Consider the following 26,504-nt stretch of genomic DNA (forward strand, 5'->3'; position numbering starts at 1 on the left):
ACCTGTACCCCCAGCGGTACGGCACCACAGACGCATCAGCCCCAACTCCATAGCAGCGTCGTATGCCGCCCGAGCACCACGCGGCGCTCCCCGCAGGGGAGTTGTCCACCGGGCCCGTGCCTCCCGTGACCCGTAGTTGGGGAGGCCAGCGCCAGGGGCACGATTGCGTCCGCGAGGGTCACCGAAGCGGGCGATGCTGGAAGGAAACCGTGTGAGCCGGATCTCGGTCCGGGGATTCGCAGTGGCCTCGGCCACGGCGGTCACCGCAGTCGGAAGCGTCGTCGGCGTTGCCTCGGGCAGCACCGCGCAGAACAACGACGCTGAGGCGACAGCAGCCGGTACGACGCTGCTCGCGGACATCCCCATGGGCGAGCAGGCGCAGGTGCAGACCGCGTCCCTGACGCATCAGGCCGACGTACAGGCCATCGCCGCGGACGCGAGCGCCAAGAAGGACGCCGAGGAGGCGGCCCGCAAGGCAGCCGCCGAGACCGCCGTGGCCAAGCAGGAGAAGGCCAAGAAGGAAGCCAAGGCGGCCGAGGAGGCCAAGAAGCGCGAGGCGGAGAAGGAAGCGGCCAGCCGCGACGCCGCTCGCGAGTCGACCAGCTTCGCTGTCCAGAGCTCCTACAGCATCAGCCAGATCCAGGCGATGGCCCGTCAGATGGTGCCCAGCGGCCAGTGGCAGTGCTTCAGCAACATCGTGGACCACGAGTCCAGCTGGAACTACCAGGCGGTCAACCCCTCCTCGGGCGCCTACGGTCTCTTCCAGGCGCTGCCGGCGGGCAAGTACTCCTCCGCGGGCGCCGACTGGCGGACCAACCCGGCCACGCAGATCAAGTGGGGCCTCAACTACATGGACAGCCGCTACGGCAGCCCGTGCGACGCCTGGACCTTCTGGCAGGCCAACCACTGGTACTGAGCCCGCCCGGCGCCGTCCGGCCCGACCGCTCAACCTCGCGCAGCCCCTCACCGTCCTACGGTGAGGGGCTTTCGCGCTCTCGCCATGTACGGTCGGACCGAAACGACTCCAGGGGGGAGTGGTGGGGAAAGACGGGGGAAGAGGACGGATCATGTCTCGAGTGCCAGGGTGGCTCGGTCGGCTCGGCGCCGGACTGACGCGGATGAGCAGGCGGCTGGACCAGCGCCGCGAAGAGTCCGAGCGGGAGGACTCCCACGACGTGCCCGCGCCGGCCGCCGACCACGTGCCGCCGCTGTCATCGGGAGACATGCCTCAGGAGCACACCCCCACGCATCAGCTGCTCGCGGTCGAGACCCGCCCCGACCCGGCACAGGCCGTGCCCTGGGGTGTGCGCGTCGCCGCGGAGGCGGGGTGGCGGCTGCTGGTCCTCGCGGGCACCGTATGGGTGCTGATGCGGGTCATCAGCGCCGTACAGCTGCTGGTGCTGGCGTTCGTGGCCGCCCTGTTGATCACGGCGCTGCTCCAGCCGAGCGTGGCGTGGCTGCGCCGGCACGGGGTGCCGCGGGGGCCGGCCACCGCCCTGACCGCGATCCTCGGGTTCGTGGTGATGGGGCTGATCGGCTGGTTCGTCACCTGGCAGGTCATGGAGAACATCGACAACCTCTCCGACCAGGTCCAGGACGGCATCGACGAGCTGCGCAACTGGCTGTTGAACAGCCCCTTCCACGTCACCGACAAACAGATCAACGAGATCGCCAAGAACCTGCGCGAGGCGGTCGGCGCCAACACCGACCAGATAACGTCCGCCGGCCTCGAGGGCGTCACGGTCGTCGTCGAGGCGCTCACGGGCATCCTGCTGGCCGCTTTCTCGACGCTCTTCCTGCTCTACGACGGCAAGCGCATCTGGCAGTGGACCCTGAAGCTGGTGCCGGCGGCGGCCCGGCCGGGCGTGGCCGGTGCCGGCCCGCGCGCGTGGCGGACGCTGACGGCGTATGTGCGGGGCACGGTGATCGTGGCGCTGATCGACGCCATCTTCATCGGCCTCGGCATCTACTTCCTGGACGTGCCGATGGCCGTCCCGCTGGCCGTGTTCATCTTCCTGTTCGCCTTCATCCCGCTCGTCGGCGCGGTGGTGTCGGGCGCGCTCGCGGTCGTCGTGGCGCTGGTGACACAGGGCGTGTTCGCGGCGGTCATGACGCTCATCGTGGTGCTGGCGGTGCAGCAGATCGAGGGTCACATCCTGCAGCCGTTCATCCTCGGGCGCGCGGTGCGGGTCCATCCGCTGGCGGTGGTGCTGTCGGTGGCCGCGGGCGGCATGGTGGCCGGCATCGGCGGTGCGGTGGTCGCCGTACCGCTGGTGGCGGTGACGAACACCGTCGTGGGCTATCTGCGGGCGTACTCCCGCGAGGCCGCCGCGCGGCAGTCCCCGAAGCCGCGCGGCGCGACGTCGACGGACGCCTCCCCGGCGGCGGGCCCCCCGCCGGAACCCACGACGGCCGAACCGCCACCGCCACCGCCACCGCCGCCGCCGTCGTCGTCGGACACCTCTCCGGCGTAGCGCCCGCGCCGGGTCGCGCGTCCCGCGCCCGCGCCAGGCGGCGCGTCCCGCGCCCGCACCGGCCCCCGCGTCCCGCGCCAGGCCGAGCATCGCGCCCGCACCGGCCCCCGCCACCCGCGCCAGGCCCCCGACACGCAGCGGGCCCCGCTCACCGAGTCGGTGAGCGGGGCCCGTGTCGTGTTCCGCGTCGCGGGACTACTGGTCGGCCAGGACAGCCTCGGCGTCCAGTGTGACGCCGACGGCCTCGACCACGGCGGCGATCTTGAACGCCTCCTGGATCGTCTCGCGGTCCACGCCGGCCTTGCGGAGCACCTGCTCGTGCGAGTCCAGGCACATGCCGCAGCCGTTGATGGCGGACACCGCGAAGGACCACAGCTCGAAGTCGACCTTGTCGACGCCCGGGTTGCCGATGACGTTCATCCGCAGTCCGGCGCGCAGGGTGCCGTACTCGTGGTCCGACAGCAGGTGCCGGGTGCGGTAGAAGACGTTGTTCATCGCCATGACGGCGGCGGCCGACTTGGCGGCCGAGTACGCCTCGGGCGTGAGGTTGGCCTTCGCCTCCGGCTCCAGCTCACGCAGCACGATGGGGGAGCGCGAGGCGATGGCGGTCGCCAGCACGGTGCCCCACAGCTGCTGCGCCGGGAGGTCGGAGTTGCCGATGACCGAGCCCAGGTTGAGCTTCAGGTCCTTGGCGTAGTCCGGGACGGCGGACTTCAGGGAGTCGAGCGACATGTCAGCTCACTCCCCCGACAGCAGCGCGACCGGGTCCAGGGTCTCGTCGCCCTGGCTCCAGTTGCACGGGCAGAGCTCGTCGGTCTGCAGGGCGTCGAGGACCCGCAGGACCTCCTTGGGGTTACGGCCGACGGAGCCGGCGGTGACCATCGTGAACTGGATCTCGTTGTTCTGGTCCACGATGAAGACCGCGCGCTGCGCGAAGCCGTCCTCGCCCTCGATGCCGAGGTCGCGCATCAGCTCGTGCTTCGAGTCGGCCATCATCGGGAACGGCAGGTCGGTCAGGTCCGGGTGGTCCTTGCGCCAGGCGTGGTGGACGAACTCGGAGTCGCCGGAGAAGCCGAGGATCTGGGCGTCACGGTCGGCGAACTCGTCGTTCAGCTTGCCGAACGCGGCGATCTCGGTCGGGCACACGAAGGTGAAGTCCTTGGGCCACGCGAAGACGACCTTCCACTGACCCTCGTAGGTCTTGTGGTTGATCTGCTGGAACTCCTTGCCCTTCTCCAGCGAGACGCAGGCGGTCAGATCGAACTCGGGGAACTTGTCACCGACAGTGAGCACGCGCTCTCCAAAAGTGCAGCGAAGAAACACCCGTTTCACGAGTGTTTCCCATGGGTTGGACGTTATTGATGTTGGCACAGGGTGCATTGATTAGTGAAATAGCTACACTCGGTCGAGTTGATCGGAGGTGGCTATTAGTGTCAGGTAAGAAGAGACAGCCCAGCCTCGCCCAGCTGCGGGCTTTCGCCGCGGTCGCCGAGCATCTGCATTTCCGCGATGCCGCCGCCGCGATCGGCATGAGCCAGCCCGCGCTCTCGGGCGCCGTTTCGGCGCTGGAGGAGGCACTGGGTGTCACTCTGCTGGAGCGTACGACGCGCAAGGTGCTGCTCTCGCCCGCCGGCGAACGGCTCGCGGTACGGACGAAGGCCGTACTCGCGGAGGTCGGCGCGCTGCTGGAGGAGGCGGAGGCGGTGCGGGCGCCGTTCACCGGGGCGCTGCGGCTCGGGGTCATCCCGACGGTGGCGCCGTATCTGCTGCCGACGGTGCTGCGGCTGGTCCACGACCGCTATCCGGACCTGGACCTCCAGGTCCACGAGGAGCAGACGGCGAGCCTGCTGGACGGACTCACCTCCGGCCGCCTCGACCTGCTCCTGCTGGCGGTACCGCTCGGCGTCCCCGGGGTGACGGAGCTCCCGCTCTTCGACGAGGACTTCGTGCTCGTCACCCCGCTCGACCACCGGCTCGGCGGCCGGGAGGGCATCGAGCGCGCCGTGCTGCGCGAGCTGAAGCTGCTGCTGCTCGACGAGGGGCACTGCCTGCGCGACCAGGCACTGGACATCTGCCGTGAGGCGGGCCGTGCGGGCGTCCCGGCGACGACGACGGCCGCCGGTCTGTCGACGCTGGTGCAGCTGGTGGCGGGCGGTCTGGGCGTGACGCTGCTGCCGCGTACGGCGGTCCGCGTGGAGACGAGCCGCTCCAGCCAGCTCCTCACCGGCTCCTTCGCCGACCCGGCCCCCACCCGCCGCATCGCCCTCGCCATGCGCACGGGCGCGGCGCGCTCGGCGGAGTACGAGGAACTGGCGGCGGCCCTCCGGGAGGCGATGGAGGATCTGCCGGTACGGACGGTGCACGGCTGAGGGCACGCCGGCCCGGGTGAACTCCGGCCCCGGCGTGCCCAGCCCCGGCGTGGGGGGCCGGGCACGCCGGGGCCGGGCGTGGGCCGCCGACGTGCCGGGTCCTACTCCGTGCGCAGTCCCTCCGGCCGCATCAGCCGCAGCAGCGGTGGCAGGCTGAAGAGGGTCACCGCCAGGACGACCGCGGCGCCGATGCCGGTCATGGACAGGACGCCGGCCCAGTCGACGCGGACCGGGGTGTTCGTCATCTTCAGCAGCACCGCGCCCAGCGTCAGGCCCACCACCGAGGCCAGCAGCAGGCCCAGTGCGATGGGGACCGCGGTCTGCCACAGGACCGACAGGCTCAGCGTGCGGCGCCGGGTGCCGAAGGCGACCAGGGCCGACAGCAGCCTCTTCCGCTCGCGCAGCTGCTCCAGCTGCGAGACCAGCAGACTGGCACCGATCAGCGCCAGCACACACGCCGCCCCCACGAACAGACCGGTGCGGATCGCGTCGAACCGGCCGGTCCGTTCCGTGGCCGACCACAGCATGGCGTCCGCCAGTGGATCGACGGCCGCGGCGGTGTTGCGGACCCGTTCGTGCACGTCCGTCACGGACTCGTCGAGCTTGAGGTAAGCGTGCCCGGTCAGGCCCGGCGCGAGCGAGTCCGGCGCCGCCTTGGGCGTGATCAGCAGGCCGCCCCGGTCGATTCCGGCCAGCAGCCCGCGCTTCGGCTTCGCCGCCTTGACGCCCTGCGGCACCGTCCAGGGGATCTCCAGGCTCTTCGGACTGCCCTCGTACGACGGGTCGAGGTACAGCTTCCGCCCCGGTGTCGCAAGCTTCGCCACATCGACGTCGCCGTCCCACTCCGCACCGTGGACGGCGAACACGTCCCCGTCACGGCATGACGGCAGGCCGGCCATCATCCGCAGCGACGCGCAGTCGCCCACGGTCAGCATCATGCTGGCGTCAGGTTCCCGGGCGCGGTCGCCGACATAGCCCTCGGAGTAGGCGTAGACCGCGTTGACGCCCTCGGTGTCCCGGAACTTCTCGGCGGCCGGCGCCACCGGCACCTCGCTCGGCAGGGCCACCTCCATCTGCGCCAGCGACACGTCCTGCCCGGTGGGCCGGGTGTAGTCGCCCTCCACGCCGGCGAACAGCATCTGCAGCGCGATCGCCCCGGCGACGGCCACCGCGATGCCGTTGACCATGCGGGCCGCCGTACCGCTGCTCATCTGCAGCCTGCGCACGGCCAGTTGCCAGGCCACGCCGCCGGAGCCGAGCCGGGCGACGACGGTCTCCACGATCCACGGCAGCAGCGCGGTCACGCCGACCAGGAGCAGCACGACGCCGCCGGTCACCAGGTACTGGTTGAAGTCCCCGTTCTCGCGTCCGTTGCCGATCATCGGGTAGAGCATGGCGAGACCGGCCAGCGGCAGTAGCAGCCGCCACCACAGCCTGCGCCGCGTCGGCCGGCCCGCGCGCACCACGCCGAGCGGTTCGATGACCACCGAGCGCAGCGCGAACAGCGTCACCAGCACCGCGGCGGCCGGCACCGCTACCGCCACCAGCAGGGCCAGTAGGGGCGAGGGGTTGAGGTAGCTCGGGAACACGCTGATGCGGAACACCTCGGCCGTCCCGGCGAGCTGGCGTCCGATCATGAAGAATCCGGCGCCGAAGACGAGACCCAGTACCGCGCCCGCCAGTGCCTCGCCGGCGGCGATCCGCCGGGTCATGCCGCTGTCGGAGCCCACCAGCCGCAGCGCCGCGAGCCGTCGGTCCCGCCGCTCGCCGCCGAACCGTACGGCCGCGGCGATGAAGACCGCGACCGGCATCAGCAGCACCACGAAGACGACGAGGATCAGCAGGAGGAGCACCGGGTCGGACCGTTCGGGCCCAGGGTTGGGGTTGCCGAACCGGTCGATACGGGTGATCCGGCCGCTGTCGATGTGCGGCGCGAGCCCGTCGGCGCCCCGGTAGAAGGCGAGTTCGGCCGAGCCGATCAGTCCGGGCTCCCCGATGGTGCCGACGATCCGGTCCGGCAGCCGCTCGCGCAGCAGCGCCCCGGAGTCCGACTCCAGCAGTTCCTTCAGCGCGGGGGAGACCACCATCTCGCCCACCGCCGGGAACTTCTCCACCCCCGGCGGCAACGGCGCCCGCGGTCCCTCCGGCTCCAGGGCCCGGCCCCGGACGGTGTCGTCACGGAAGTCCGTACCGACGTTGGCGACCACGAGGGTGTCGTTCGCCCGCGGCATCCGCTCGCCGCTGAAGGTGATGTCGGTACGGGCCGCCTCCCGGTCGTGCCGGACGGCGAGCGCGTTCGGCAGGGCCGTCGTCAGCAGCAGCAGGGCCACGCCGAGTCCGACACCGACGGCCGTCAGCACGGCCCGGGTCCACCCCTCGCGGCCGCCGGTGAAGGCGAAGCGGACGCCCAGCATCAGGTCCGCGGCCCTCCCCCACGCTCGGCTTCGCTCGCGCGGGCGGTGCCCCCAGCGCAGGTTCATACGACCCGCTCCATGTCCCGGGACTTGCCGTCCCGTACGACGATCTCGCGGTCGGAGTAGGCCGCCACCCGCGCCTCGTGCGTGACGAGGACGACGGCGGCGTTGGTGGAGCGGGCGGCGTCCGTGAGGAGTTCCATCACCCGCTCGCCGTTGAGGGAGTCCAGCGCGCCGGTCGGTTCGTCGGCGAAGAGCACACGGGGGCTGGTCACCAGCGACCGCGCCACCGCGACCCGCTGGCCCTGGCCGCCGGAGACCTCGCCGGGGCGCTTCTTCCTCAGGTCGTCGACCTCGAGGCGCTCCATCCAGGTCAGCGCGGCCCGCTCGGCCTCCTTGCGGGAGGTGCCGTTCAGGCGCAGCGGAAGGGCGACGTTCTCGACGCAGGTCAGCTCCGGCACGAGCTGTCCGAACTGGAACACGAACCCGAAGTCCGAGCGGCGCAGCGCACTGCGCTGGGCGTCGTTCATGGCGGACAGCTCACGCCCGTTGTACGTGATCGTCCCCGAGTCGGGCGGCACGATGCCGGCGAGGCAGTGCAGCAGCGTCGACTTGCCGGAGCCGGAGGGGCCCATCACGGCGACGACCTCGCCGGGGTGGATGGAGAACTCGGCACCGTCGAGGGCGAGGGTCGGGCCGTAGGCCTTGCGCAACTGCTCGGCCGAGAGCAGCGAACCTGCGGGGGGAGTCATCGGGCCACCGCCTCACGGAGCTTGTCGAGGCGCGCCGCGGTGAGCTCCAGCCAGCGCAGGTCGGCCTCCAGATGGAACAGTGCGTGGTCGCAGATGAGCTGGTCGGCGAGGTCGCCCTTGCGCTTGCGGTCGGTGAGGATCCGCATGCTGCGCAGATGCTCCGAGCGCTGCGTGTCGAGGACGTCGGCGGCGTCGCGGTGGGTGAGCAGCGCGAGGACGACCTTGGTGTAGAGCGTCGACTGGAGGTACGGCTCGGGCTTCTCCGGCGTGGCGAGCCACTGCTGTACGTCGGTGATCCCGGCGTCGGTGATCGCGTACCGCTTGCGCTCGGGACCGCCGCCCGCCTCGATGCCGTCGACGACGACGAGGCCGTTCTTCAGCAGGCGGGACATCGTCGAGTAGACCTGGCCGTAGTGCAGCGGCCGGTCGTGACCGAACTTCTCGTCGAAGGCGCGCTTCAGGTCGTAACCGTGACGCGGCCCGGACTCCAGGAGCCCCAGGAGGGTGTGACCAATGGACATGCCGAGCACTCTACATGCGGTGTATACGCGCTATGTATACGCCCGGTGCAGAGAGCGTGGCGTGGTGTAGAGGACCGCAGGTCGGAGGCGATTGTCACGGTTCCGTGACGACGGAGGCCGCGCCTCCGCATGACGCACGCATGACGCGGTGGCGCGGCCTGTCCGGCTTCGTCAGGGCGGTGGCGTGGGCCCGGGGCCCGGGCCCGGACTCCGGGGCGGGCGGCCTCGGCGTGGCAGCGGTCCGGCGTCTCCGGGCAGCCGGCCCGCCTCCGACAGTGCCCTGCGGAGCAGGAACTCGATCTGGGCGTTGGCCGAGCGCAGCTCGTCGCCCGCCCAGCGGGCCAGCGCCTCGTACACCTGCGGGTCCAGCCGCAGCAGCACCTGCTTGCGCTGCTGCCGCGGCCGACGCTTCGGGGCCGGGCCCTCGGGTGCGGAACCCTCGGGCACGGAACCACGCTCGGACGGGGAGCCCTCGGACGGAGTCGTCACTGGTAGAGCGTCCCCGTGTTCAGGACCGGCTGGGCGGCGCGGTCCCCGCAGAGCACGACCATCAGGTTGGACACCATCGCCGCCTTGCGCTCGTCGTCCAACTCCACGATGCCCTGCTCGCTGATCCGGGCGAGCGCCGCCTCGACCATGCCGACCGCGCCGTCCACGATCTGCCGCCGCGCCGCGACCACCGCGCCGGCCTGCTGCCGCTGGAGCATCGCCGAGGCGATCTCCGGGGCGTACGCGAGGTGCGTGAAGCGGGACTCGATGATCTGCACCCCGGCCGCCTCCACGCGCGCGTGCAGCTCGACGGCGAGCTTCTCGGTGATCTCCTCGGCGTTGCCGCGCAGCGAGAGGCCGTCCTCGTCGTGGGCGTCGTAGGGGTACTCGATGGCGATGTGCCGCACGGCCGCCTCGGTCTGCGTGGAGACGAACTCGATGTAGTCGTCCACCTCGAACGTGGCCTGCGCGGTGTCCTCGACCCGCCACACCACGACGGCGGCCAGCTCGATCGGGTTGCCGTAGGCGTCGTTCACCTTCAGGACGGCCGTCTCGTGGTTGCGCACCCGCGTCGAGATCTTGGTGCGCGAGGTGAGGGGGTTCACCCAGCGCAGTCCGTCCTGCCGGATCGTCCCCCGGTACCGGCCGAAGAGCTGGACCACCCGGGCCTCGCCCGGCGCCACCATGTTCAGCCCGCACATCGCGAGGAACGCGGCCAGGGCGACCAAGATGCCCGCGATGATCAGCGCGGCCTTCGCCCCGGTCGTCGTGGCCGCCGTCGCGGTGGCGATCAGGCCGGCGCCGGCGAGCAGCCCGACCAGTCCCAGCAGCAGCGCGAGGCCGCCGCCGATGCTGTGCGCCTGCATCTCGCGCACCCGCGGCACCGGCATCTCGGGTACGTCGGCGGTGACCTGCGAGGTGTCGTGCGTGTCGTGTGTGGACATGGGCGGTCCCCCGTTCCGGCCGGGCGTGCTCGCGCACGTCCGGCGACTATCGTCTGTCTAGCTAAGTGATATCACTTTACCCGCGAACGGCAACCCTGAACCCCCCTCGTACGTCGGTTCCATGGGAGCGGGTGCTGATTCTCACGTCCGTACAAGGCCGGATCGGCAGCCGTTTGTCACATCTCCCGGTGTTAGCTTTCTGAGCTGACCTGAGCGGCGAACCTGTGTGACGCGTGAGCGAGACGTGGTCACAGATGAACGAAGCGGAGCGGATCGGATCCATGGGACGAGCGGAAGAGAGAAAAGCGCGACAGCGCGGTGGCCGCCGCGCGGCGCCGAAACGCCGCCGTTCGTCGGGTGCGGCCGCGGGCACGGGCGGGAAGGGCCGGATACGCCGGCTGTTCACCTGGAAGAAGATCCTCGGGTCCTTCTTCGGCCTCTGCCTGCTCGGCATGGGCGCCTTCATCGTCCTGTACATGGTGATCGACATCCCCGAGGGGAACCCCGAGGCGGAGCTGCAGAGCAACGTCTACAAGTACAGCGACGGCAGCATCATGACCCGCACGGGTGACCGCAACCGGGAGATCGTCGACCTGGCCGAGGTCCCCAAGGAGGTCCAGCGCACCTTCGTCGCCGCCGAGAACAAGACCTTCTACAAGGACGCCGGCGTCGACCTCAAGGGCACCGCGCGCGGCGTGCTGAACACGCTCTCCGGCAAGGGTGCGCAGGGCGGTTCGACGATCACCCAGCAGTACGTCAAGAACTACTACCTGTCCCAGGAGCAGACGGTCTCGCGCAAGCTGAAGGAACTGGTCATCTCCCTGAAGCTGGACCGGGAGAAGTCCAAGGACTACATCCTGGCCGGCTACATCAACACCAGCTACTACGGCCGCGGCGCCTACGGCGTCCAGGCCGCCGCCCAGGCCTACTACCGCGTCGACGCCGAGGACCTGACGGTCGAGCAGGGCGCGTACCTCGCCGCGCTGCTCCAGGCGCCCAACCAGTACGACTGGGCGATCGCCAGCGACACCGGCAAGAAGCTGGTCCAGCAGCGCTGGAACTACGTCCTGGACAACATGGTCGAGCAGAAGTGGCTGGACCAGGGCGAACGCCGGGGCATGACGTTCCCGGAGCCCGAGCAGCCCAAGACCGCCGCCGGGATGGGGGGCCAGATCGGGTACCTGGTGGACGAGGCCAACCACTCGCTCAAGCAGCGGCTCGTCGCCCAGGGCGTCGCCGAGGACATGGAGCAGGCCAAGGCCCTGGTGGACCTCGGCGGCTACACCATCACGCTCAACGTCGACAAGAAGAAGCAGGAGGCGCTGGAGAAGGCGGTCAAGGCCAAGCTCACCAGCAAGCTGGACCCCGACAAGCGCGCGGTCGACGCGGACGTCCAGGCCGGCGCCGCCTCCGTCGACCCGAAGACGGGCGCGGTCCTGGCGATGTACGGCGGCGTGGACTACGTCAAGCACTTCACGAACAACGCCACCCGCGACGACTACCAGCCCGCCTCCACCTTCAAGCCGCTGATCCTCGCCGCGGCCGTCGACCAGGACGCCGAGACCCAGGACGGCGTGCCGATCACGGCCGGCACGATGTACGACGGCACGAGCGAGCGCCCCGTGATGGACGGCGACCGCGAGGTCGGCTTCGCGCCCCCCAACGAGGACGACGTCGACTACGGCGACATCACCGTCCAGGAGGCGATGAACAAGTCCGTCAACTCCGTCTTCGCGCAGATGGGCATCGACGTCGGCATGTCCGAGGTCATCGAGACCGCGGGCGAACTCGGCATGGACACCGAGGGCGTGGAGGCCGTGCCCGCCCAGACCCTCGGCAGTATGGGCGCGAGCCCGCTGGAGATGGCCGGCGTCTACGCCACCCTCGACAACCACGGCAAGAAGGTCACCCCGCAGATCGTGAAGTCGGTCGAGCACAAGGACCGCACGATCGAGTTCCCCGACCCGATCGGCGAGCAGGTCATCGGCCGCGAGGCCGCCGACACGGTGACCTCCGTGCTGACCGGCGTGGTCGACGACGGTACGGCCAGGACGTCCGTGCGGGACAACCCGCTGCGCGACGGCCAGCAGGTCGCGGGCAAGACGGGCACGTCCGACAACAACAAGTCGGCCTGGTTCACCGGCTTCACGCCCGACCTGGTCACCTCGGTCGGCCTGTTCGGTGAGGACCCGAAGACCCACGCCCAGGTCCCGATGTACAAGGCGGGCGGCGTCGACTACCGCGTCAACGGCGGTGGCTTCCCGGCGGAGATCTGGGCGGCGTACACCTTCGGTGTCATGGACGAGGTGACCGAGTTCGACCTGGAGACCAAGCAGGGCGCCGCGGTGAAGCCGAGCAAGTCGCCCACGGCCCCCGAGTCGCCGACCCAGTCGCCGACCCGGGAGGAGACGACCGAGGCACCGCCCACGTCCAAGGACCCGACGACCCAGGAACCGACGTCCGAGGCGCCGACGACCGAGGAACCGTCGCAGTCGCCGTCGCAGTCCCCGTCGAACAGCCCGTCGACCGAACCGCCGACCGGCGGGGAGTCCACGGAGCCGGAGAACCCGCTCTTCCCGAACGGGGACCGGGAGGAGCGATAACCGACGGCAGGAACACGCGAAGGGCGCCCGGTGACCGGCTACCGGGCGCCCTTCGCGCGTATCCGCCTCAGCCTCGGTTCAGCTCGAACCAGACCACCTTGCCGGTGCTCAGCCGGGTCGCGCCCCAGCGCCGGGCCAGCCGGTTCACCAGGTACAGTCCGCGTCCGCCCTCGTCCGTGGCCCGCGCCTGTCGCAGCCGCGGCAGCTGCGGCACGTCGTCGCCGACCTCGCAGCGCAGCACGTCCGTGCGCAGCAGGCGCAGCGTGACCGGCTTCGTGGCGTACCGCACGGCGTTGGTCACGACCTCGCTGACCAGCAGTTCCACGGAGTCGGTGAGGTCCTCCATGCCCCAGCGGGCGAGGGCGCGCCGGGCCAGGCGCCGGGCCCGGCCGGGGGCCGCGTCCTCGGGCTCCAGGAACCAGTACGCCACGTCGCTGGGCGCGATGCCGTCGAAGCGGGCGGCGAGCAGCGCGATGTCGTCGTCCCGGTCGCCGGGACCGAGCATGTCCAGCACCTCGTCGCAGAGGGCTTCCAGGGGCGGCGGGTGGTCCGGTCCGGTGAGCTGCGCGGTCGCCGCGAGGCGCTCCCGCAGCTGCTCTATGCCGGTCCACACGTCGCGCAGGCGGGACTCGACCAGCCCGTCCGTGTAGAGGAGCAGGGTCGCGCCGGCGGGGGCGTCCAGTTCGACGGCCTCGAAGTCCACGCCGCCCACGCCGATCGGCGCCCCGGCCGGTACCCGCAGCACCTCGGCGTGGCCGCCCAGGTGCAGCAGTACGGGCGGCGGGTGTCCGGCGTTGGCGACGGTGATGCGGTGCGATACCGGGTCGTACACGGCGTACAGACAGGTCGCCATGCGGTCGGTGCCCAGGCGCTGGGCCTGTTCGTCGAGGTGGTGCAGCACCTCCTGCGGGGGCAGGTCGAGCCCGGCCAGGGTCTGTGCGGTGGTCCGCAGCTGGCCCATGATGGCCGCCGACGTCATGGAGTGGCCCATCACGTCGCCGACGACCAGCGCGACCCGGCTGCCGGGCAGCGGGATGGCGTCGTACCAGTCGCCGCCGACGCGTGCCGTCTCGGCGGCCGGGAGGTAGCGGGAGGCCAGCCGCACGCCGGTGCAGCGCGGCAGGTTCTCCGGGAGCATCGTGCGCTGCAACTCGTCGGCGATGTACGCCTCACGCCCGTACAGCACCGCCTTGTCGATGCCGAGCGCGCTGTGCGTGGCGAGCTGGGCGGCGACCAGCAGGTCGTCGGCCTCGAAGGCGACGCGCTCCGGGCCGCGCAGGAACAGGGCGGCCCCGATGACCCGGCGCCGGCCGCGCAGCGGCGCGAGGATCGCCCGCCGGCCGTCGGGCACGGCGAAGTCCCGGCCGTCGCCGAGCAGTTCCGGCAGGGCGGCGCGGGCGGCGGGCGTGTCCGTGAAGACCGGTCGCACCCCGCGCAGCACCTCGGCGAGCGCGCTGCCCGGCCGCACCTCGCACAGCTCGGAGCCGACCGTCTCCAACTCGGAGGGTTCGGGCTGGGCCGCGGGCGTGAACCCGCTCTCGGTGTCGCGCTCGGCCGGTATCCGGTCGGTGCGGCGCAACCGCAGCACGAGGGGGCCCGTGGGCCGCTCGTCGCCGACCGGCAGCGGCTCGCGCAGGTAGACGAGGATCGCGTCCGCGAACGTCGGCACGGTGGCCCGGCACAGCCCCATCACGATCTCGTCGAGATCCATGCCCCGGGCGATCCGCCGGGTCGCGGCTCCCACGAACCGCAGCCGGTCGCCGTCCCGCCGCATGGGAGTGGGCTGTCCCGGCGTGGTGGGCTGCCCGGTACGGCGGTCGGGGTCCAGCGGCGCGCCACGGCGCTCCGCCCCCGTCGACGCCCCGGAACCGGAAAGGGCTCCGGGAAGGGCTCCCGCTCCGGTCTGCGCGCCGCCCGGCTGGGCCGGGACGCCGTCGGACGTGGGCCGCGGGCGGTGCGTGTCCGGCTCGGCGGCCTGCTCGGCGCCCGGCTGGGAGTGCTCGAAGGCGCCCGGCGAGTCGGCGCCCGCGGTGGGCGGTGTCTCCCCGGTGCGCCCCTGTGCCGCTAACGCGGACCCGGAGGCGCGTGGCGGCACGGGGGTACGCAGGAGCGCCCCGCGGGGATCCGTGGGGTCGCCGCCCGTCGAGGGGCGGTCGAAGGAGGTCGGGTGCTCCGTCACGCGTGTCGAATCCATCCGTCCGGGACTGCGCGCGGCGCGTGCAGTTCGTCCCGCAGAAATCCCGATACCCGGAATACGTGCCCCAGGAACGGGATTCCCGCGTGGTCAGAAGCTGTTCCTGTGTCACCGGCGGACCGTCTGCGGCCCGTATCCGTGTTGCCCTCGTACCTCTCGCTCACGTCCTGCCGCCCCTCGGTGACGATCGGTCAAGCACAGCGCACGCTCCGCCGGTTGCTGCCGCGCTCCCTTGCGGAGGACGATCCTACGTTTCCTGCCCGGGGGCGTATCAAGGGTCTCATGAGGACACGTGCGCGGGCGTGCGGTCCCAGTCTCCGGGCAGCGACGGTACCGGCCAGGACGGATCCGGTCGCCAGTGCTCCCAGCCGTCCGCGAAGGGGGAGCCCCAGGCACGGATCTCCGCCACCGCGGCACGTCCCGCCTTCCGCACCCGCTCGGCGAGCCGGGCGTCCATCAGCCGGTCCCGCTGGGCCTGCGCGAACTCGTCCTCGTCCCGCCAGTGCCAGGTGCGGTCCGGGTGGACGGAGATGTCCAGGAAGTGGTCCTCGGAGTCGACCCCGCCCTCCCACCGGGCCAGCGGCTCCTCCAGGTTCACGTACCAGTTCTTGAACCGCCAGCCCGGGTCCCAGAACAGCCACACCGACCAGGGCTCGCCGGGCCGGGCCAGCTTCAGCACACCCGTGCCGAACCACCGGTCGCGCTGCACGGTGCGCGGTTTGGTGTAGCGCGAGGCCAGTGGCTCCAGGTGCACGGGCGTGCCGTCGGCGAGCACCGGCCTCACGCAGTCGGTGCCGGGGGCCAGCCACACGGCGAGCAGGTCGGCGTCGTCCCGTACGACGGTGACGGGGCGCGCGATGTGGAAGTGCGGGCCGCCGTTCTCCCGGTACCGCCACAGGATGTGACTGCCCGGCGCCCAGTACCCCCGAGGGGCCGCCGGGCCGCCCGCCTCCGCCCCCGGCTGCGTCGCCGCGCTCACCGCTTCACCGTCTGCCATGGACAGATATTAGGTGCCCTTGCCACCTGGCGCGCCGGTGATCACGACGAACACCCGCGCTCACGACGGCCGTCCGGTCACGGGCGGGTCATGCGCAGCACGTCCAGCGCCTCGTCCAACTGCTCCTTCGTGAGGTCGCCGCGCTCGACGTAGCCGCCCTCCAGCACGACCTGGCGGATCGTCTTCCGCTCGGCCAGCGCCTTCTTGGCGACCTTGGCGGCCTCCTCGTACCCGATGTACTTGTTGAGGGGCGTGACCACGGACGGCGAGGACTCGGCGTACTCGCGGGCCCGCTCGCGGTGGGCGACGACGCCGTCGACGGTCCGGTCGGCCAGCAGCCGCGAGACGTTGGCGAGCAGCCGGACCGACTCCAGGACGTTCTTGGCGATGACCGGCAGCATGACGTTCAGCTCGAAGTTGCCGGCCGCTCCCGCCGCCGCGACCGTCGCGTCGTTGCCGGTGACCTGGGCGGCGACCATGAGCACCGCCTCGGGGATCACCGGGTTGACCTTGCCGGGCATGATGGACGACCCCGGCTGGAGGTCGGGCAGGGAGATCTCCGCCAGCCCGGTGCGCGGCCCGGACGCCATCCACCGCAGGTCGTTGGCGATCTTCGTCAGGCCGACGGCGATGGTCCGCAGCTGCCCGCTCGTCTCGACGATGCCGTCCCGGGCGCCCTGCGCCTCGAAGTGGTCGCGCGCCTCGGTCAGCGGCAGCCCCGTCGCGCGGGCCACCTCCTCGATGACGGCGGCGGAGAAGCCGGGCGGGGTGTTGATGCCGGTGCCGACGGCGGTGCCGCCCAGCGGCAGCTCGGCGAGGCGGGGGAGGGACGCGTTCAGCCGCTCGATGCCGTACCGCACCTGCGCCGCGTACCCGCCGAACTCCTGCCCCAGCGTGACCGGTGTGGCGTCCATGAGGTGCGTACGCCCGGACTTCACCACGTCGGCGAACTCCTCGGCCTTGCGCTCCAGAGCGCCGGCGAGGTGGTCGAGGGCCGGGATCAGGTCACGGGTGACGGCGGCGGTGGCGGCGATGTGGATGGAGGACGGGAAGACGTCGTTGGACGACTGGGAGGCGTTGACGTGGTCGTTGGGGTGCACGTTCCGGCCGAGCCGCTCGGTGGCGAGGGTGGCGACGACCTCGTTGGTGTTCATGTTGGACGAGGTCCCCGACCCCGTCTGGAACACGTCCACGGGGAAGTGCTCGTCCCACTTCCCCTCGGCGACCTCCCCGGCCGCCGCCTGGATCGCGTCGGCGACGTCCGTGTCCAGGACGCCCAGCTCGGCGTTGACCTTGGCCGCCGCACCCTTGATCCGGGCGAGTGCCTCGATGTGCGCGCGTTCGATGCGCTGCCCCGAGACGGGGAAGTTCTCCACCGCCCGCTGCGTCTGGGCACGCCACTTGGCGTGGGCGGGGACCCGTACCTCCCCCATGGAGTCGTGCTCGGTGCGGTACTCGGTCCTGTCCTGCTCGTCGGCCATCGACGATCACCTCCACGTGTCACAGCGTCCTGGACGCGACCACTGTTCCCCGTGGAGGTGAACCGTCACCGGCCTGGCTCAGGCGAGCCCGGGGCCCCGTACCGGAATGCTGGTGAACGTCGGCGCCGGAGCCGGGTCCTGGAAGAAGTCGTTGCCCTTGTCGTCCACCACGATGAACGCCGGGAAGTCCTCGACCTCGATCTTCCAGACCGCCTCCATGCCGAGCTCCTCGTACTCGACGACCTCGACCTTCTTGATGCAGTCCTGGGCGAGCCGGGCCGCCGGGCCGCCGATGGAGCCGAGGTAGAAGCCGCCGTGCGCGTCGCACGCGTCGGTGACCTGCTTGCTCCGGTTGCCCTTGGCCAGCATCACCTTGGAGCCGCCCGCCGCCTGGAACTGCTCCACGTAGGAGTCCATGCGCCCGGCGGTCGTCGGACCGAAGGACCCGGACGCGTACCCCTCGGGCGTCTTCGCCGGACCGGCGTAGTACACCGGGTGGTCCTTCAGGTACTGCGGCATCTCCTCGCCCGCGTCCAGCCGCTCCTTGATCTTGGCGTGCGCGATGTCGCGGGCCACGACCAGCGGGCCGGTCAGGGACAGCCGGGTCTTGACCGGGTGCTTCGTCAGCTCGGCCAGGATGTCGTCCATCGGCTGGTTGAGGTCGACCTTCACGACGTCCCCCGCCTCGTCGAGGTGCTCGTCCGTGGTCTCCGGCAGGAACCGCGCCGGGTCGGTCTCCAGCTGCTCCAGGAAGACGCCCTCGGCGGTGATCTTCGCGACCGCCTGCCGGTCCGCGGAGCAGGACACCGCGATGGCGACCGGGCAGGACGCGCCGTGCCGCGGCAGCCGCACCACGCGCACGTCGTGGCAGAAGTACTTGCCGCCGAACTGCGCGCCGATGCCGATCTTCTGCGTCAGCTCGAAGACCTTCTCCTCCAGGTCCTGGTCCCGGAAGCCGTGCCCGAGCTCCGAACCCTCGGCCGGGATCTCGTCCAGGTAGTGCGCGGAGGCGTACTTCGCGGTCTTCAGCGCGTACTCCGCCGACGTGCCGCCGACCACGATCGCCAGGTGGTACGGCGGGCAGGCGGCCGTACCGAGCGAGCGGATCTTCTCCTCCAGGAACTTCATCATGGAGGCCTCGTTCAGGACGGCCTTGGTCTCCTGGTAGAGGAACGACTTGTTGGCCGAGCCGCCGCCCTTCGCCATGAACAGGAACTTGTAGGCGCCGCCGTCGGTCGCGTACAGCTCGATCTGGGCGGGGAGGTTGGAGCCGGTGTTCTTCTCCTCCCACATGGTGAGCGGAGCCATCTGCGAGTAGCGCAGGTTCAGGTTCTTGTACGCGTCGTAGATGCCCCGGCTCAGGGCCTCCTCGTCGCCGCCCGCCGTGAGCACGTTCTGGCCGCGCTTGCCCATGACGATCGCCGTGCCGGTGTCCTGGCACATGGGCAGCACACCCGCCGCCGCGATGTTCGCGTTCTTCAGCAGGTCCAGGGCCACGAACTTGTCGTTGCCCGACGCCTCGGGGTCGTCGATGATGCGGCGCAGCTGCGCCAGGTGGGCGGGGCGCAGGTAGTGCTGGATGTCGTGGACGGCCTCCTCGGCCAGCTTGCGCAGCGCCTCGGGCTCCACCTTGAGGAAGGTCCGCCCGTCGGCCTCGAAGGTGGAGACACCCTCGGCGGTCACCAGCCGGTACGGAGTGGTGTCCTCTCCCTGAGGGAGCAGATCGGTGTACGCGAACTCAGGCATCTCGCCCATTCCTCACTCGGCATCACGCGCGGCTGGATTCCTCAGCAACGACGGCTGGCCTCCATCGGCAGCGTCCACCAGCGTAAAACCTGCCGTCCGCGCCGAGCTTGTGAGGTAAGGCTCAGTAGGCAGGCCGCTTTCGCGAACCGCGGTCCCGGCCGCGACAAGGTCGTCCCCAGGGGTAGTCGCGATCTATCGCGTTTCGGTACGCTGCTGCCGTGGACCTTCAGAAGCACGCCCAACCGCAGGACGTGGCACCGCGCGGCACCGCAGCGCACGTCTCCGAGATGCGCGCCTCGGACGCCGACCGTGACCGCGTCACCGACATGCTGCGCGAGGCCCTCGCCGAGGGGCGACTCACCGCCGAGGAGCACGCCGAGCGCGTCGAGGGCGTGCTGGCCGCCAGGACGGTCGGTGAGCTGGACGTCTTCGTGCAGGACCTGCCCGCCGGGCACGCCGGGCGGGGCACGGGTGCCGCCCCGGCCCCCAACCGCCCGACCGCCGGCGCCATCCCCGCCGAAGCCGACGAGAACCTCGTGGCGGTGTTCAGCAGCGCGGTCCGCAAGGGCCGCTGGCGGGCGAGCCGCCGTATCCACGCGTACGCGGTCTTCGGCAGCGTCGAGATAGACCTCAGCGAGGCCGTCTTCGAGCACCAGCAGGTCGTGATCAAGGCGTTCTCGGTCTTCGGCAGCGTCGAGGTGCGCGTCCCGGAGAACGTGTCGCTGCGCGGCGCGGGCGGCGGAGTGCTCGGCAGCTTCGAGGTGCACACACTCGACTCGGCCGAGCCCGAGGCCCCCGTCATCTACGTGGACGGCTGGGCGGTGCTGGGCAGCGTCGAGGCGCGCCCCAAGCGCGGCAGGATCGTCGCGGACATCCTCGACCGGGTGCACCGCAAGGTCGACAAGGGTTTGCGCAAGCACTTGTAGCGCGGTACCGGCGGCGGTTGGAAACCCAGTGCATAGGCGTGCGTACAACGGGTAAGCCTTGACGCATCGTCTCTCGCTCGCGAAGCCGTCGTCAGGAGTGGACCGTGCTGCAACCGCCGCCTTCGTCCCTGCAGGTAGCCGCCGTTCCGACCCAGCGGGTGCCCGTGCGGGACAGGGACCAAGACGCTCCCTGGCACACCGAGGCGGTGTGCCGGCGCGACGAGGCCGGACTGTTCTTCGCACCTTCCAAGGAACCCACCGCCGCCAGGCTTTCGCGCGAGGAGGCGGCCAAGCGCGTCTGCGCGCGCTGCCCGGTCATGGTCGAGTGTCGCGAGCACGCCCTCCTGCAGCCCGAGCCCTACGGAGTCTGGGGCGGCCTCACCGCCGCCGAACGCCGCGTGGTCCTCGCGAGGCGCCGCCGCCGCGACGTGGAGCTGAAGAACGCCGCCCGCGCGACGGGCCGCATAGCCGCGGCCGGCTGAACACGAACGCGACAAGGGCGCCCCCTCCGCACAGGGGGCGCCCTTGTCATGCCGTGGGGGGCTGAGTGCCCCAAGGGGGCGCGGGGCTGCGTCTGATCTACGGCTCCGCCACGCGGGCGCGGCCCCGGTGCCTTCTCATGCCGTGAGCCTGGCCGGCCCGAGGGGCGCGGGGAACCGCGCGACCAGCCGCGATCGGCCCGCGCTCGCCACGCGACAATGCCCCCCCACTTCCATGGGCGCCCCCGCGGAACCGACGGAGTCACTTCGCCCGGTCGAAGTCCACCGCGCTGTACGCCCGAAGCTTGCTCAGCCGGTGCTCGGAGTCGATCCGCCGCACCGTGCCCGACTTGGACCGCATCACGATCGAGTCGGTCGTGGCGGTCTCGGACCGGTACCGCACCCCGCGCAGCAGCTCACCGTCGGTGATGCCGGTCGCGACGAAGAAGACGTTGTCCCCGGCGACCAGGTCGTCGGTGGTCAGCACCCGGTCCAGGTCGTGCCCGGCGTCGACCGCGCGCTGCCGCTCCTCGTCGTCCTTCGGCCACAGCTTGCCCTGGATGGTGCCGCCCAGGCACTTCACGGCGCAGGCCGAGATGATGCCCTCGGGCGTACCGCCGACACCGAGCAGCAGGTCGATGCCGGTGCCCTCGCGCAGCGCCAGGATCGAGCCGGCCACGTCGCCGTCGGAGATCAGCTTGATGCGGGCGCCGGTCTCCCGGACCTCCTTGATGAGGCCCTGGTGCCGGGGGCGGTCGAGGATGACGACGGTGACGTCCTCGGGGGTGCGTCGCTTGGCCTTGGCGATCCGGCGGATGTTCACGGACACCGGCGCGTTGATGTCGACGAAGTCGGCGGCCTCCGGCCCGGTGACCAGCTTGTCCATGTAGAAGACCGCGGACGGGTCGAACATGGAGCCCCGCTCGGCGGCGGCCAGCACCGCGATGGCGTTGGTCATGCCGTTGGCGGTCAGCGTGGTGCCGTCGATCGGGTCGACGGCGATGTCGACCTCGGCCCCGGTCCCGTCGCCGACCCGCTCCCCGTTGAAGAGCATCGGGGCCTCGTCCTTCTCGCCCTCGCCGATGACGACGACGCCGTTCATCGAGACGGTGTGGACGAGGGTCCGCATGGCGCGCACGGCGGCGCCGTCGGCGCCGTTCTTGTCGCCGCGCCCGACCCAGCGGCCGGCGGCCATCGCCGCGGCTTCGGTGACCCGCACGAGTTCCATGGCGAGGTTGCGGTCGGGGGCCTCTGAGGGGACGTCCAGTTCGGACGGCAGATGATGCTCGGTCATCGGAGCGCACCTTTCTGATACGACGACGGCCGGATGAGGGTGTGAGCCGCACTCTATCGTCAGTCCGACAAAATGAGCAGGGGACCCCACGTATGAGCGGACCAGGCACCTGCGACGATAGAGGGCGTGGCAGGTATGCAAGGCAAGCAGAAGTCGGCCCGGGACATGATCCTCTCCCTCGGGCTCATCGTGCTCGCGGCGGGCGTGATCTGGATCTTCATTCCGCACGACGACGGCGAGCCCCCCGTCAAGCGGGTGGACTACCGGGTCGAGCTGCTCACCGCGCAGCGCGCGGCGTCGTACCCGGTGGCGGCGCCCGAGGGCCTCTCCGAGGACTGGAAGCCGACCTCCGTCCGTTATCGGGGTGACGAGTTCGAAGCCTGGCACCTGGGCTTCCACGCCCCGGACGGCGAGTACGTGGCGATCGAGCAGTCCACGCAGAAGCCGTCCACGTTCATCGACGAGGCCAGCCAGGGAGCACGGGAGACCGAGGCGACCCAGGAGATCGGCGGCCGGACGTGGACCCGGTACACGGGCGGCCGGTACGACGCGCTGGTGCTGCACGACGCGGACGGCATGAAGGGCGCGACGACGGTCGTGGCGGGCACGGGCTCCTTCGACCAGCTGGGCAGGATGGCGGCGGCGCTGAAGCTGTCGTGAGCGTCCGCCGCGCGCCGACGACGTGACGAGTCCCCGACGACGTGCGAAGCCCCCGGCGAGGTGCCGGGGGCTTCGTCGTGTCATCGGGGTCGCGCGGCTCAGACCGTGGTGACGACCTGGTCGTACGCCAGGCGCGGGGAGCGCGGGAACCATGCGTCCGGGCCCGGGCGGCCGATGTTGACGACCATCAGCGGGGTGTGGTCGTCGTCCAGGAACTCCTTGCGGACGCCCTCGAAGTCGAGGCCGGTCATCGGGCCGGCGGACAGGCCCGCGGCGCGGACGCCGACGATGAAGTAGGCGGCCTGCAGGGCGGCGTTCAGCGTGGCGGCACCCTCGCGCACCGGACGCTCGCTGAAGAAGGCGTCCTTGGCCTGCGGGAAGTGCGGGAAGAGCGCGGGCAGCTCCTCGTGGAACTCGTTGTCCGCCGACAGGATCGCGACCAGCGGGGCGGTGGCCGTCTTGGGCCGGTTGCCCTCGGCCATGTGCTGGACGAGACGCTCGCGGGCCTCGGGGGAGCGGACCAGCGTGATGCGCAGCGGCGACTGGTTGAAGGCGGTCGGGCCGTACTTGACCAGGTCGTAGATCGCCTGCACCTGCTCGTCGGTCACCGGCTCGTCGGTGAACGTGTTCGCGGTGCGGGCCTCGCGGAACAGCAGGTCCTGGGCGGCGGGGTCAAGAACGAGAGACATACGTGATCTTCCTCGGGGGGTGCGTCGGCGCTCCGCGCGGACCGGCGGGGGGCCGTTGACGGGCACGACGCTACGCCAAAGAAGTTCAAGCTTCAACCAATACGGGAGTGCGGTGATCCGCTTCACGTGATCACTGAAGGCCGAGTGACGCGCGTCACGCGCGGTCGGCGATGACTTCCCCCGCGGGCCGCGGTCGTACAGAGCAGTTCACCGTCACTCCACCGTCACTCGCACCCAGGGAGCGCACCGACATGACCGCCGCCGTGAAGGGCCCCGCCTCCTACTTCCCGTCGATCGAGAAGAAGTACGGCCGCCCGGTCGCGGAGTGGAAGGAGCTGATCCGCTCCTCGCCGCTCACCAAGCACATGGAACTCGTCGCCTGGCTCAAGACCGAGCACGGACTGGGCCACGGACACGCCAACGCGCTCGTCGCGCACACTCTGGCCGAGGGCAGCGCCCAGTAGTCCGCCCGTCCCAGGGGGTCAGCGGTCGCCGTCCCCGTCCTCCGCCCCGGCCTCCTCGGCCAGCGCCGCGTCGAGGCGGGCCCGGGCGCCGTCCAGCCAGCGGCGGCAGACCTTCGCCAGCTCCTCGCCCCGCTCCCACAGGGCGAGGGACTCCTCCAGCGTCGTACCGCCGGCCTCCAGCCGCCGTACGACCTCGATCAGCTCGTCCCGCGCCTGCTCGTACCCGAGCGCCTCGGACACGGCCGTCGGCTGCTCCACCTCGCTGGTCATCCACCCACCCTATGCGTCGACTCGTACGGAGAAATCGCCCTCGGAGACCCGTGCGCGCAGCGTCTCGCCCGGCTCGACCTCGCCCGGGTCACGGACGGCGTGGCCGTCGGCCCGCTGCAGTACCGCGTACCCGCGCTTCAGGGTCGCGGCGGGGGAGAGGGCCACCACGCGCGCGTGCGTGTGCGTCAGCTCGGAGTCGGCCCGGTCGAGGTGGTGCCGCAGGGAGCGGCGGCCCCGCTCCAGCAAGGCCGTCACCTGCTCGGCCCGCTCGTCGATCATCCGGTGCGGATCCTGTATCGACGGCCGGGCCAGCGCGTGGGCCAGCCCCCGCTCCTCCCGGTCCACGTACGCCGCCACGCAGCGCCGGGCGCGGTCCCGCAGCTGCCGCACCCGCTCGTACTCCTCGCCGACGTCCGGTACGACCTTCTTGGCGGCGTCGGTCGGCGTGGAGGCGCGCAGGTCGGCGACATGGTCGAGCAGCGGATTGTCCGGCTCGTGGCCGATCGCCGAGACGACCGGCGTACGGCACGCGGCGACCGCCCGCACCAGCTGCTCGTCGGAGAACGGCAGCAGATCCTCCACGCTGCCGCCGCCCCGCGCGACGACGATCACGTCCACGTCGTCCAGCGCGTCCAGTTCCTTCACCGCCTGCACCACCTGCGGCACGGCGTGCACGCCCTGCACGGGGACATTGCGCACCTCGAAGCGGACGGCGGGCCAGCGGTGCCGGGCGTTCTCCAGGACGTCCCGCTCGGCGGCCGACGCCCGCCCGCACACCAGGCCGATCAGCTGCGGCAGGAACGGCAGCGGCTTCTTCCGCTCCGGCGCGAACAGTCCCTCGCGCGCGAGTGCCTTCTTCAGCTGCTCCAGGCGCGCGAGCAGCTCCCCGACACCCACCGGCTTGATCTCGGCGGCCCGCAGCGACAGCTGGCCGCGCGGCGCGTACCACTCCGGTTTGGCCTGCACGACGACGCGCGCGCCCTCGCCCACCACGTCCGCCACCGCGTCGAACACCTGCCGGTAGCAGGTGACGCTCACGGAGATGTCGTACGACGGGTCGCGCAGCGTCAGGAACACGACACCGGCACCCGGCCGCCGTGACAACTGCGTGATCTGGCCCTCGACCCACACCGCGCCGAGCCGGTCGATCCAGCCCCCGATCAGCCGGGACACCTCGCCCACGGGCAGCGGGGCTTCGGGAGTCGAGTTAACAGCCATGCGCCCGAGCGTAACGGCCGGGTGTGACAACCCGCCCCGGCGCGCACGCCGCCCTTCGCCGGGCCCGGCGAGCCCGCCTCACGCCCCCACCGAGCGCCTCCCGCGTGCCTGCACCGCCAGTACCACCAACCCCACCACCAGCCAGATCGCCCCGACCACCTGCGCGGTCCTCGACGCCTCCACGATCACCGCGACGGTGATCACCGCGCCCAGCACCGGAATCAGCGCGTGCCGCCACCAGTTCACGGTGCTCCCGCGGTGCCGGACGACGAACCAGCCCACCACGCTCGCGTGCAGCAGCGTGAACGCGGTCAGGGCGCCGACGTCGACCACCGAGACCAGATGGTCGAGACCGTCGTCCCGGCGCGCCGCCCACACCGCCGCCACCATGGTGATCACGGCGGAGACCAGCAGCGCCACGCGCGGCACCCCGGAGTCCGTCCGCGACAGCACCTTCGGCAGCCGCCGGTCGCGGCCCATCGCGAACAGCAGCCGCCCGGCCGCCGCCTGCCCGGCCAGCGCCGCGAACGCCGCGCCGATCGCCTTGCTCACCGCCACCAGGTCGTGCAGCCACGTGCCCACGGAGGCGTCGACGGCGTCGTAGAACGCCGACCCCTGCCGTTCCGGCTCCGCCGCCAGCTGCGCCGAGGACACCGGCTCCAGCAGCGCCACCAGGTACGTCTGCGCCACGAACAGCACGCCCGCCAGCGCCAGGCAGAACAGCAGCGCACGCGCGACCTTCGCCGAGCCGCCGGTGACCTCCTCCGCGAAGGTCGCGATCGCGTCGAAACCCAGGTACGACAGCACCGCGACGGACACCGCGCCGACGACCGCCGACAGCGCGAACGCCCCCTGCGTCCCGTCCCCGGACAGCGGCGACAGCCAGCCCCGCTCGGCCCCGTCGCGCGCCAGGACCACGATCGCCGCCACCACGAACACCAGCAGGACCACGATCTCCATGGCGAGCACCAGGAAGCCCACCCGGGCCGCCGCCCGCACCCCCCACAGGTTCAGCAGCGTCGTGACGACCACCGCGATCGCCGTCCACACCCAACGCGACACCTCCGGAACCAGCGCCTCCATCGCGATGCCGGAGAAAAGGTACGCCACCGCCGGAATGAGGACGTAGTCCAGCATCGCCATCCAGCCGGCGATGAAACCGGCCCCGTTGCCGAGCCCCGCGCGCGCGTACGCGAACACCGAACCGGCCTGGGGGACCACCCGCACCATCTGCGCGTAGCTGAATGCGGTGAACGCCATCGCGATCGTGGCGACGACGTACACCAGGGCCACCGCGCCGTGCGACTTGGCGTCCAGCGTGCCGAACACGCCGACCGGCGCCATGGGCGCGATGAACAGGAGCCCGTAGACGACCAGGTCCCTGAAGCCCAGGCTGCGCTTCAGCTGGTGTTCCTCACCGGCCCCCTGGGCCGCCGTACCGGTCTCGGACATCCTGCCTCCGCCAGCGCATCGGACTGTGTCTCGTCGCGTCCCCGTCAACGTCCCCGGCGACGCCCCCG

The 26,504-nt window shown here is 71.3% G+C and carries 24 protein-coding genes; 8 read left to right on the top strand and 16 right to left on the bottom strand.

Going from position 1 to position 26,504, the window contains the following annotated elements; translation table 11 throughout:
* Positions 1–211 precede the first annotated feature (211 nt).
* The gene (locus ACIQ6R_RS02750) at positions 212–916 is read left to right on the top strand and encodes a transglycosylase SLT domain-containing protein (protein WP_404169741.1); all 705 of its coding nucleotides are present in this window, start codon (positions 212–214) and stop codon (positions 914–916) included.
* A gap of 151 nt (positions 917–1,067) precedes the next feature.
* Entirely contained in the window at positions 1,068–2,474 is a 1,407-nt protein-coding gene (locus ACIQ6R_RS02755; protein ID WP_404218265.1) for an AI-2E family transporter, read from the top strand.
* A gap of 195 nt (positions 2,475–2,669) precedes the next feature.
* On the opposite strand, the gene ACIQ6R_RS02760 is transcribed toward ACIQ6R_RS02755, so the two are convergent.
* Both ACIQ6R_RS02760 and ACIQ6R_RS02765 read right to left on the bottom strand, forming a co-directional pair.
* Complete coding sequence (locus ACIQ6R_RS02760; RefSeq protein WP_310871478.1) at positions 2,670–3,206, bottom strand: alkyl hydroperoxide reductase; 537 nt, start codon at positions 3,204–3,206, stop codon at positions 2,670–2,672.
* A 6-nt stretch (positions 3,207–3,212) separates the two neighbouring features.
* The gene (locus ACIQ6R_RS02765; RefSeq protein ID WP_404169747.1) at positions 3,213–3,767 is read right to left on the bottom strand and encodes a peroxiredoxin; all 555 of its coding nucleotides are present in this window, start codon (positions 3,765–3,767) and stop codon (positions 3,213–3,215) included.
* A gap of 137 nt (positions 3,768–3,904) precedes the next feature.
* Here ACIQ6R_RS02765 and ACIQ6R_RS02770 point away from each other — a divergent pair, with 137 nt between their 5' ends.
* On the top strand, positions 3,905–4,843 hold the full coding sequence (locus ACIQ6R_RS02770) for a LysR substrate-binding domain-containing protein (RefSeq protein WP_404169750.1): 939 nt from the start codon (positions 3,905–3,907) through the stop codon (positions 4,841–4,843).
* A 101-nt stretch (positions 4,844–4,944) separates the two neighbouring features.
* Here ACIQ6R_RS02770 and ACIQ6R_RS02775 read toward each other — a convergent pair whose 3' ends face one another.
* From ACIQ6R_RS02775 to ACIQ6R_RS02795, 5 genes are all read right to left on the bottom strand, one after another.
* On the bottom strand, positions 4,945–7,323 hold the full coding sequence (locus ACIQ6R_RS02775; RefSeq protein WP_404218267.1) for an ABC transporter permease: 2,379 nt from the start codon (positions 7,321–7,323) through the stop codon (positions 4,945–4,947).
* Positions 7,320–8,009, bottom strand: coding sequence for an ABC transporter ATP-binding protein (locus tag ACIQ6R_RS02780; protein ID WP_404169756.1), 690 nt, complete (start codon positions 8,007–8,009; stop codon positions 7,320–7,322). The genes ACIQ6R_RS02775 and ACIQ6R_RS02780 overlap by 4 nt, the downstream gene beginning before the upstream one ends.
* The gene (locus tag ACIQ6R_RS02785; RefSeq protein ID WP_386319821.1) at positions 8,006–8,530 is read right to left on the bottom strand and encodes a PadR family transcriptional regulator; all 525 of its coding nucleotides are present in this window, start codon (positions 8,528–8,530) and stop codon (positions 8,006–8,008) included. The genes ACIQ6R_RS02780 and ACIQ6R_RS02785 overlap by 4 nt, the downstream gene beginning before the upstream one ends.
* A gap of 171 nt (positions 8,531–8,701) precedes the next feature.
* Positions 8,702–9,070, bottom strand: a complete 369-nt coding sequence (locus tag ACIQ6R_RS02790; protein WP_404218668.1) for a hypothetical protein — start codon at positions 9,068–9,070, stop codon at positions 8,702–8,704.
* Complete coding sequence (locus ACIQ6R_RS02795) at positions 9,016–9,963, bottom strand: SPFH domain-containing protein (protein ID WP_404218269.1); 948 nt, start codon at positions 9,961–9,963, stop codon at positions 9,016–9,018. The genes ACIQ6R_RS02790 and ACIQ6R_RS02795 overlap by 55 nt, the downstream gene beginning before the upstream one ends.
* Before the next feature lie 281 nt (positions 9,964–10,244).
* Here ACIQ6R_RS02795 and ACIQ6R_RS02800 point away from each other — a divergent pair, with 281 nt between their 5' ends.
* On the top strand, positions 10,245–12,566 hold the full coding sequence (locus tag ACIQ6R_RS02800; protein WP_404218271.1) for a transglycosylase domain-containing protein: 2,322 nt from the start codon (positions 10,245–10,247) through the stop codon (positions 12,564–12,566).
* A 67-nt stretch (positions 12,567–12,633) separates the two neighbouring features.
* On the opposite strand, the gene ACIQ6R_RS02805 is transcribed toward ACIQ6R_RS02800, so the two are convergent.
* From ACIQ6R_RS02805 to ACIQ6R_RS02820, 4 genes are all read right to left on the bottom strand, one after another.
* The gene (locus ACIQ6R_RS02805) at positions 12,634–14,745 is read right to left on the bottom strand and encodes a SpoIIE family protein phosphatase (protein WP_404218273.1); all 2,112 of its coding nucleotides are present in this window, start codon (positions 14,743–14,745) and stop codon (positions 12,634–12,636) included.
* A gap of 295 nt (positions 14,746–15,040) precedes the next feature.
* Entirely contained in the window at positions 15,041–15,757 is a 717-nt protein-coding gene (locus tag ACIQ6R_RS02810; protein ID WP_404218275.1) for a DUF402 domain-containing protein, read from the bottom strand.
* Positions 15,758–15,834: 77 nt separating this feature from the next.
* The gene (locus ACIQ6R_RS02815; RefSeq protein ID WP_404218277.1) at positions 15,835–17,238 is read right to left on the bottom strand and encodes a class II fumarate hydratase; all 1,404 of its coding nucleotides are present in this window, start codon (positions 17,236–17,238) and stop codon (positions 15,835–15,837) included.
* A 78-nt stretch (positions 17,239–17,316) separates the two neighbouring features.
* Complete coding sequence (locus tag ACIQ6R_RS02820) at positions 17,317–18,984, bottom strand: fumarate hydratase (RefSeq protein WP_404169772.1); 1,668 nt, start codon at positions 18,982–18,984, stop codon at positions 17,317–17,319.
* A gap of 218 nt (positions 18,985–19,202) precedes the next feature.
* Between ACIQ6R_RS02820 and ACIQ6R_RS02825 the strand changes: the two genes are divergently transcribed.
* The gene (locus ACIQ6R_RS02825; protein WP_404218279.1) at positions 19,203–19,910 is read left to right on the top strand and encodes a DUF1707 domain-containing protein; all 708 of its coding nucleotides are present in this window, start codon (positions 19,203–19,205) and stop codon (positions 19,908–19,910) included.
* A 104-nt stretch (positions 19,911–20,014) separates the two neighbouring features.
* Positions 20,015–20,392 (top strand): WhiB family transcriptional regulator, encoded by a 378-nt coding sequence (locus ACIQ6R_RS02830; protein ID WP_404218281.1) that lies wholly within the window; start codon positions 20,015–20,017, stop codon positions 20,390–20,392.
* A gap of 259 nt (positions 20,393–20,651) precedes the next feature.
* Here the strand turns inward: ACIQ6R_RS02830 and glpX are convergent, their stop codons facing one another.
* A complete protein-coding gene (gene glpX, locus ACIQ6R_RS02835) occupies positions 20,652–21,683 on the bottom strand; it encodes a class II fructose-bisphosphatase (RefSeq protein WP_404169781.1) in 1,032 nt (343 codons plus the stop codon).
* 126 nt (positions 21,684–21,809) lie between these two features.
* On the opposite strand from glpX, the gene ACIQ6R_RS02840 reads away from it, so the two are divergent.
* On the top strand, positions 21,810–22,343 hold the full coding sequence (locus tag ACIQ6R_RS02840; RefSeq protein ID WP_404169783.1) for a DUF4245 domain-containing protein: 534 nt from the start codon (positions 21,810–21,812) through the stop codon (positions 22,341–22,343).
* A 98-nt stretch (positions 22,344–22,441) separates the two neighbouring features.
* Here ACIQ6R_RS02840 and ACIQ6R_RS02845 read toward each other — a convergent pair whose 3' ends face one another.
* On the bottom strand, positions 22,442–23,032 hold the full coding sequence (locus tag ACIQ6R_RS02845) for a malonic semialdehyde reductase (RefSeq protein WP_404169786.1): 591 nt from the start codon (positions 23,030–23,032) through the stop codon (positions 22,442–22,444).
* Between the two features lie 251 nt (positions 23,033–23,283).
* On the opposite strand from ACIQ6R_RS02845, the gene ACIQ6R_RS02850 reads away from it, so the two are divergent.
* Complete coding sequence (locus ACIQ6R_RS02850; protein ID WP_404218284.1) at positions 23,284–23,496, top strand: DUF4287 domain-containing protein; 213 nt, start codon at positions 23,284–23,286, stop codon at positions 23,494–23,496.
* Positions 23,497–23,514: 18 nt separating this feature from the next.
* On the opposite strand, the gene ACIQ6R_RS02855 is transcribed toward ACIQ6R_RS02850, so the two are convergent.
* The 3 genes from ACIQ6R_RS02855 to ACIQ6R_RS02865 form a co-directional block, all read right to left on the bottom strand.
* Entirely contained in the window at positions 23,515–23,766 is a 252-nt protein-coding gene (locus tag ACIQ6R_RS02855) for an exodeoxyribonuclease VII small subunit (protein ID WP_404169791.1), read from the bottom strand.
* Between the two features lie 9 nt (positions 23,767–23,775).
* Positions 23,776–24,984: an exodeoxyribonuclease VII large subunit gene (gene xseA / locus ACIQ6R_RS02860; protein WP_404218286.1), complete on the bottom strand. Its 1,209-nt coding sequence runs from the start codon at positions 24,982–24,984 to the stop codon at positions 23,776–23,778.
* 78 nt (positions 24,985–25,062) lie between these two features.
* Positions 25,063–26,436, bottom strand: coding sequence for an APC family permease (locus tag ACIQ6R_RS02865; protein ID WP_404218288.1), 1,374 nt, complete (start codon positions 26,434–26,436; stop codon positions 25,063–25,065).
* Positions 26,437–26,504 lie beyond the last annotated feature (68 nt).

The sequence above is a fragment of the Streptomyces sp. NPDC096048 genome (assembly GCF_044763415.1).
Taxonomy (GTDB): Bacteria; Actinomycetota; Actinomycetes; order Streptomycetales; family Streptomycetaceae; genus Streptomyces.

Bases quoted from the DNA above. Each gene is read 5' to 3' on its own strand.
- xseA (WP_404218286.1), bottom strand. From the start codon at position 24,984: ATGGCTGTTAACTCGACTCCCGAAGCCCCGCTGCCCGTGGGCGAGGTG.
- ACIQ6R_RS02855 (WP_404169791.1), bottom strand. From the start codon at position 23,766: ATGACCAGCGAGGTGGAGCAGCCGACGGCCGTGTCCGAGGCGCTCGGG.
- ACIQ6R_RS02755 (WP_404218265.1), top strand. From the start codon at position 1,068: ATGTCTCGAGTGCCAGGGTGGCTCGGTCGGCTCGGCGCCGGACTGACG.
- ACIQ6R_RS02845 (WP_404169786.1), bottom strand. From the start codon at position 23,032: ATGTCTCTCGTTCTTGACCCCGCCGCCCAGGACCTGCTGTTCCGCGAG.
- ACIQ6R_RS02815 (WP_404218277.1), bottom strand. From the start codon at position 17,238: ATGGCCGACGAGCAGGACAGGACCGAGTACCGCACCGAGCACGACTCC.
- glpX (WP_404169781.1), bottom strand. From the start codon at position 21,683: ATGACCGAGCATCATCTGCCGTCCGAACTGGACGTCCCCTCAGAGGCC.
- ACIQ6R_RS02810 (WP_404218275.1), bottom strand. From the start codon at position 15,757: ATGGCAGACGGTGAAGCGGTGAGCGCGGCGACGCAGCCGGGGGCGGAG.
- ACIQ6R_RS02865 (WP_404218288.1), bottom strand. From the start codon at position 26,436: ATGTCCGAGACCGGTACGGCGGCCCAGGGGGCCGGTGAGGAACACCAG.
- ACIQ6R_RS02785 (WP_386319821.1), bottom strand. From the start codon at position 8,530: ATGTCCATTGGTCACACCCTCCTGGGGCTCCTGGAGTCCGGGCCGCGT.
- ACIQ6R_RS02800 (WP_404218271.1), top strand. From the start codon at position 10,245: ATGGGACGAGCGGAAGAGAGAAAAGCGCGACAGCGCGGTGGCCGCCGC.
- ACIQ6R_RS02780 (WP_404169756.1), bottom strand. From the start codon at position 8,009: ATGACTCCCCCCGCAGGTTCGCTGCTCTCGGCCGAGCAGTTGCGCAAG.
- ACIQ6R_RS02820 (WP_404169772.1), bottom strand. From the start codon at position 18,984: ATGCCTGAGTTCGCGTACACCGATCTGCTCCCTCAGGGAGAGGACACC.
- ACIQ6R_RS02775 (WP_404218267.1), bottom strand. From the start codon at position 7,323: ATGAACCTGCGCTGGGGGCACCGCCCGCGCGAGCGAAGCCGAGCGTGG.
- ACIQ6R_RS02760 (WP_310871478.1), bottom strand. From the start codon at position 3,206: ATGTCGCTCGACTCCCTGAAGTCCGCCGTCCCGGACTACGCCAAGGAC.
- ACIQ6R_RS02850 (WP_404218284.1), top strand. From the start codon at position 23,284: ATGACCGCCGCCGTGAAGGGCCCCGCCTCCTACTTCCCGTCGATCGAG.
- ACIQ6R_RS02795 (WP_404218269.1), bottom strand. From the start codon at position 9,963: ATGTCCACACACGACACGCACGACACCTCGCAGGTCACCGCCGACGTA.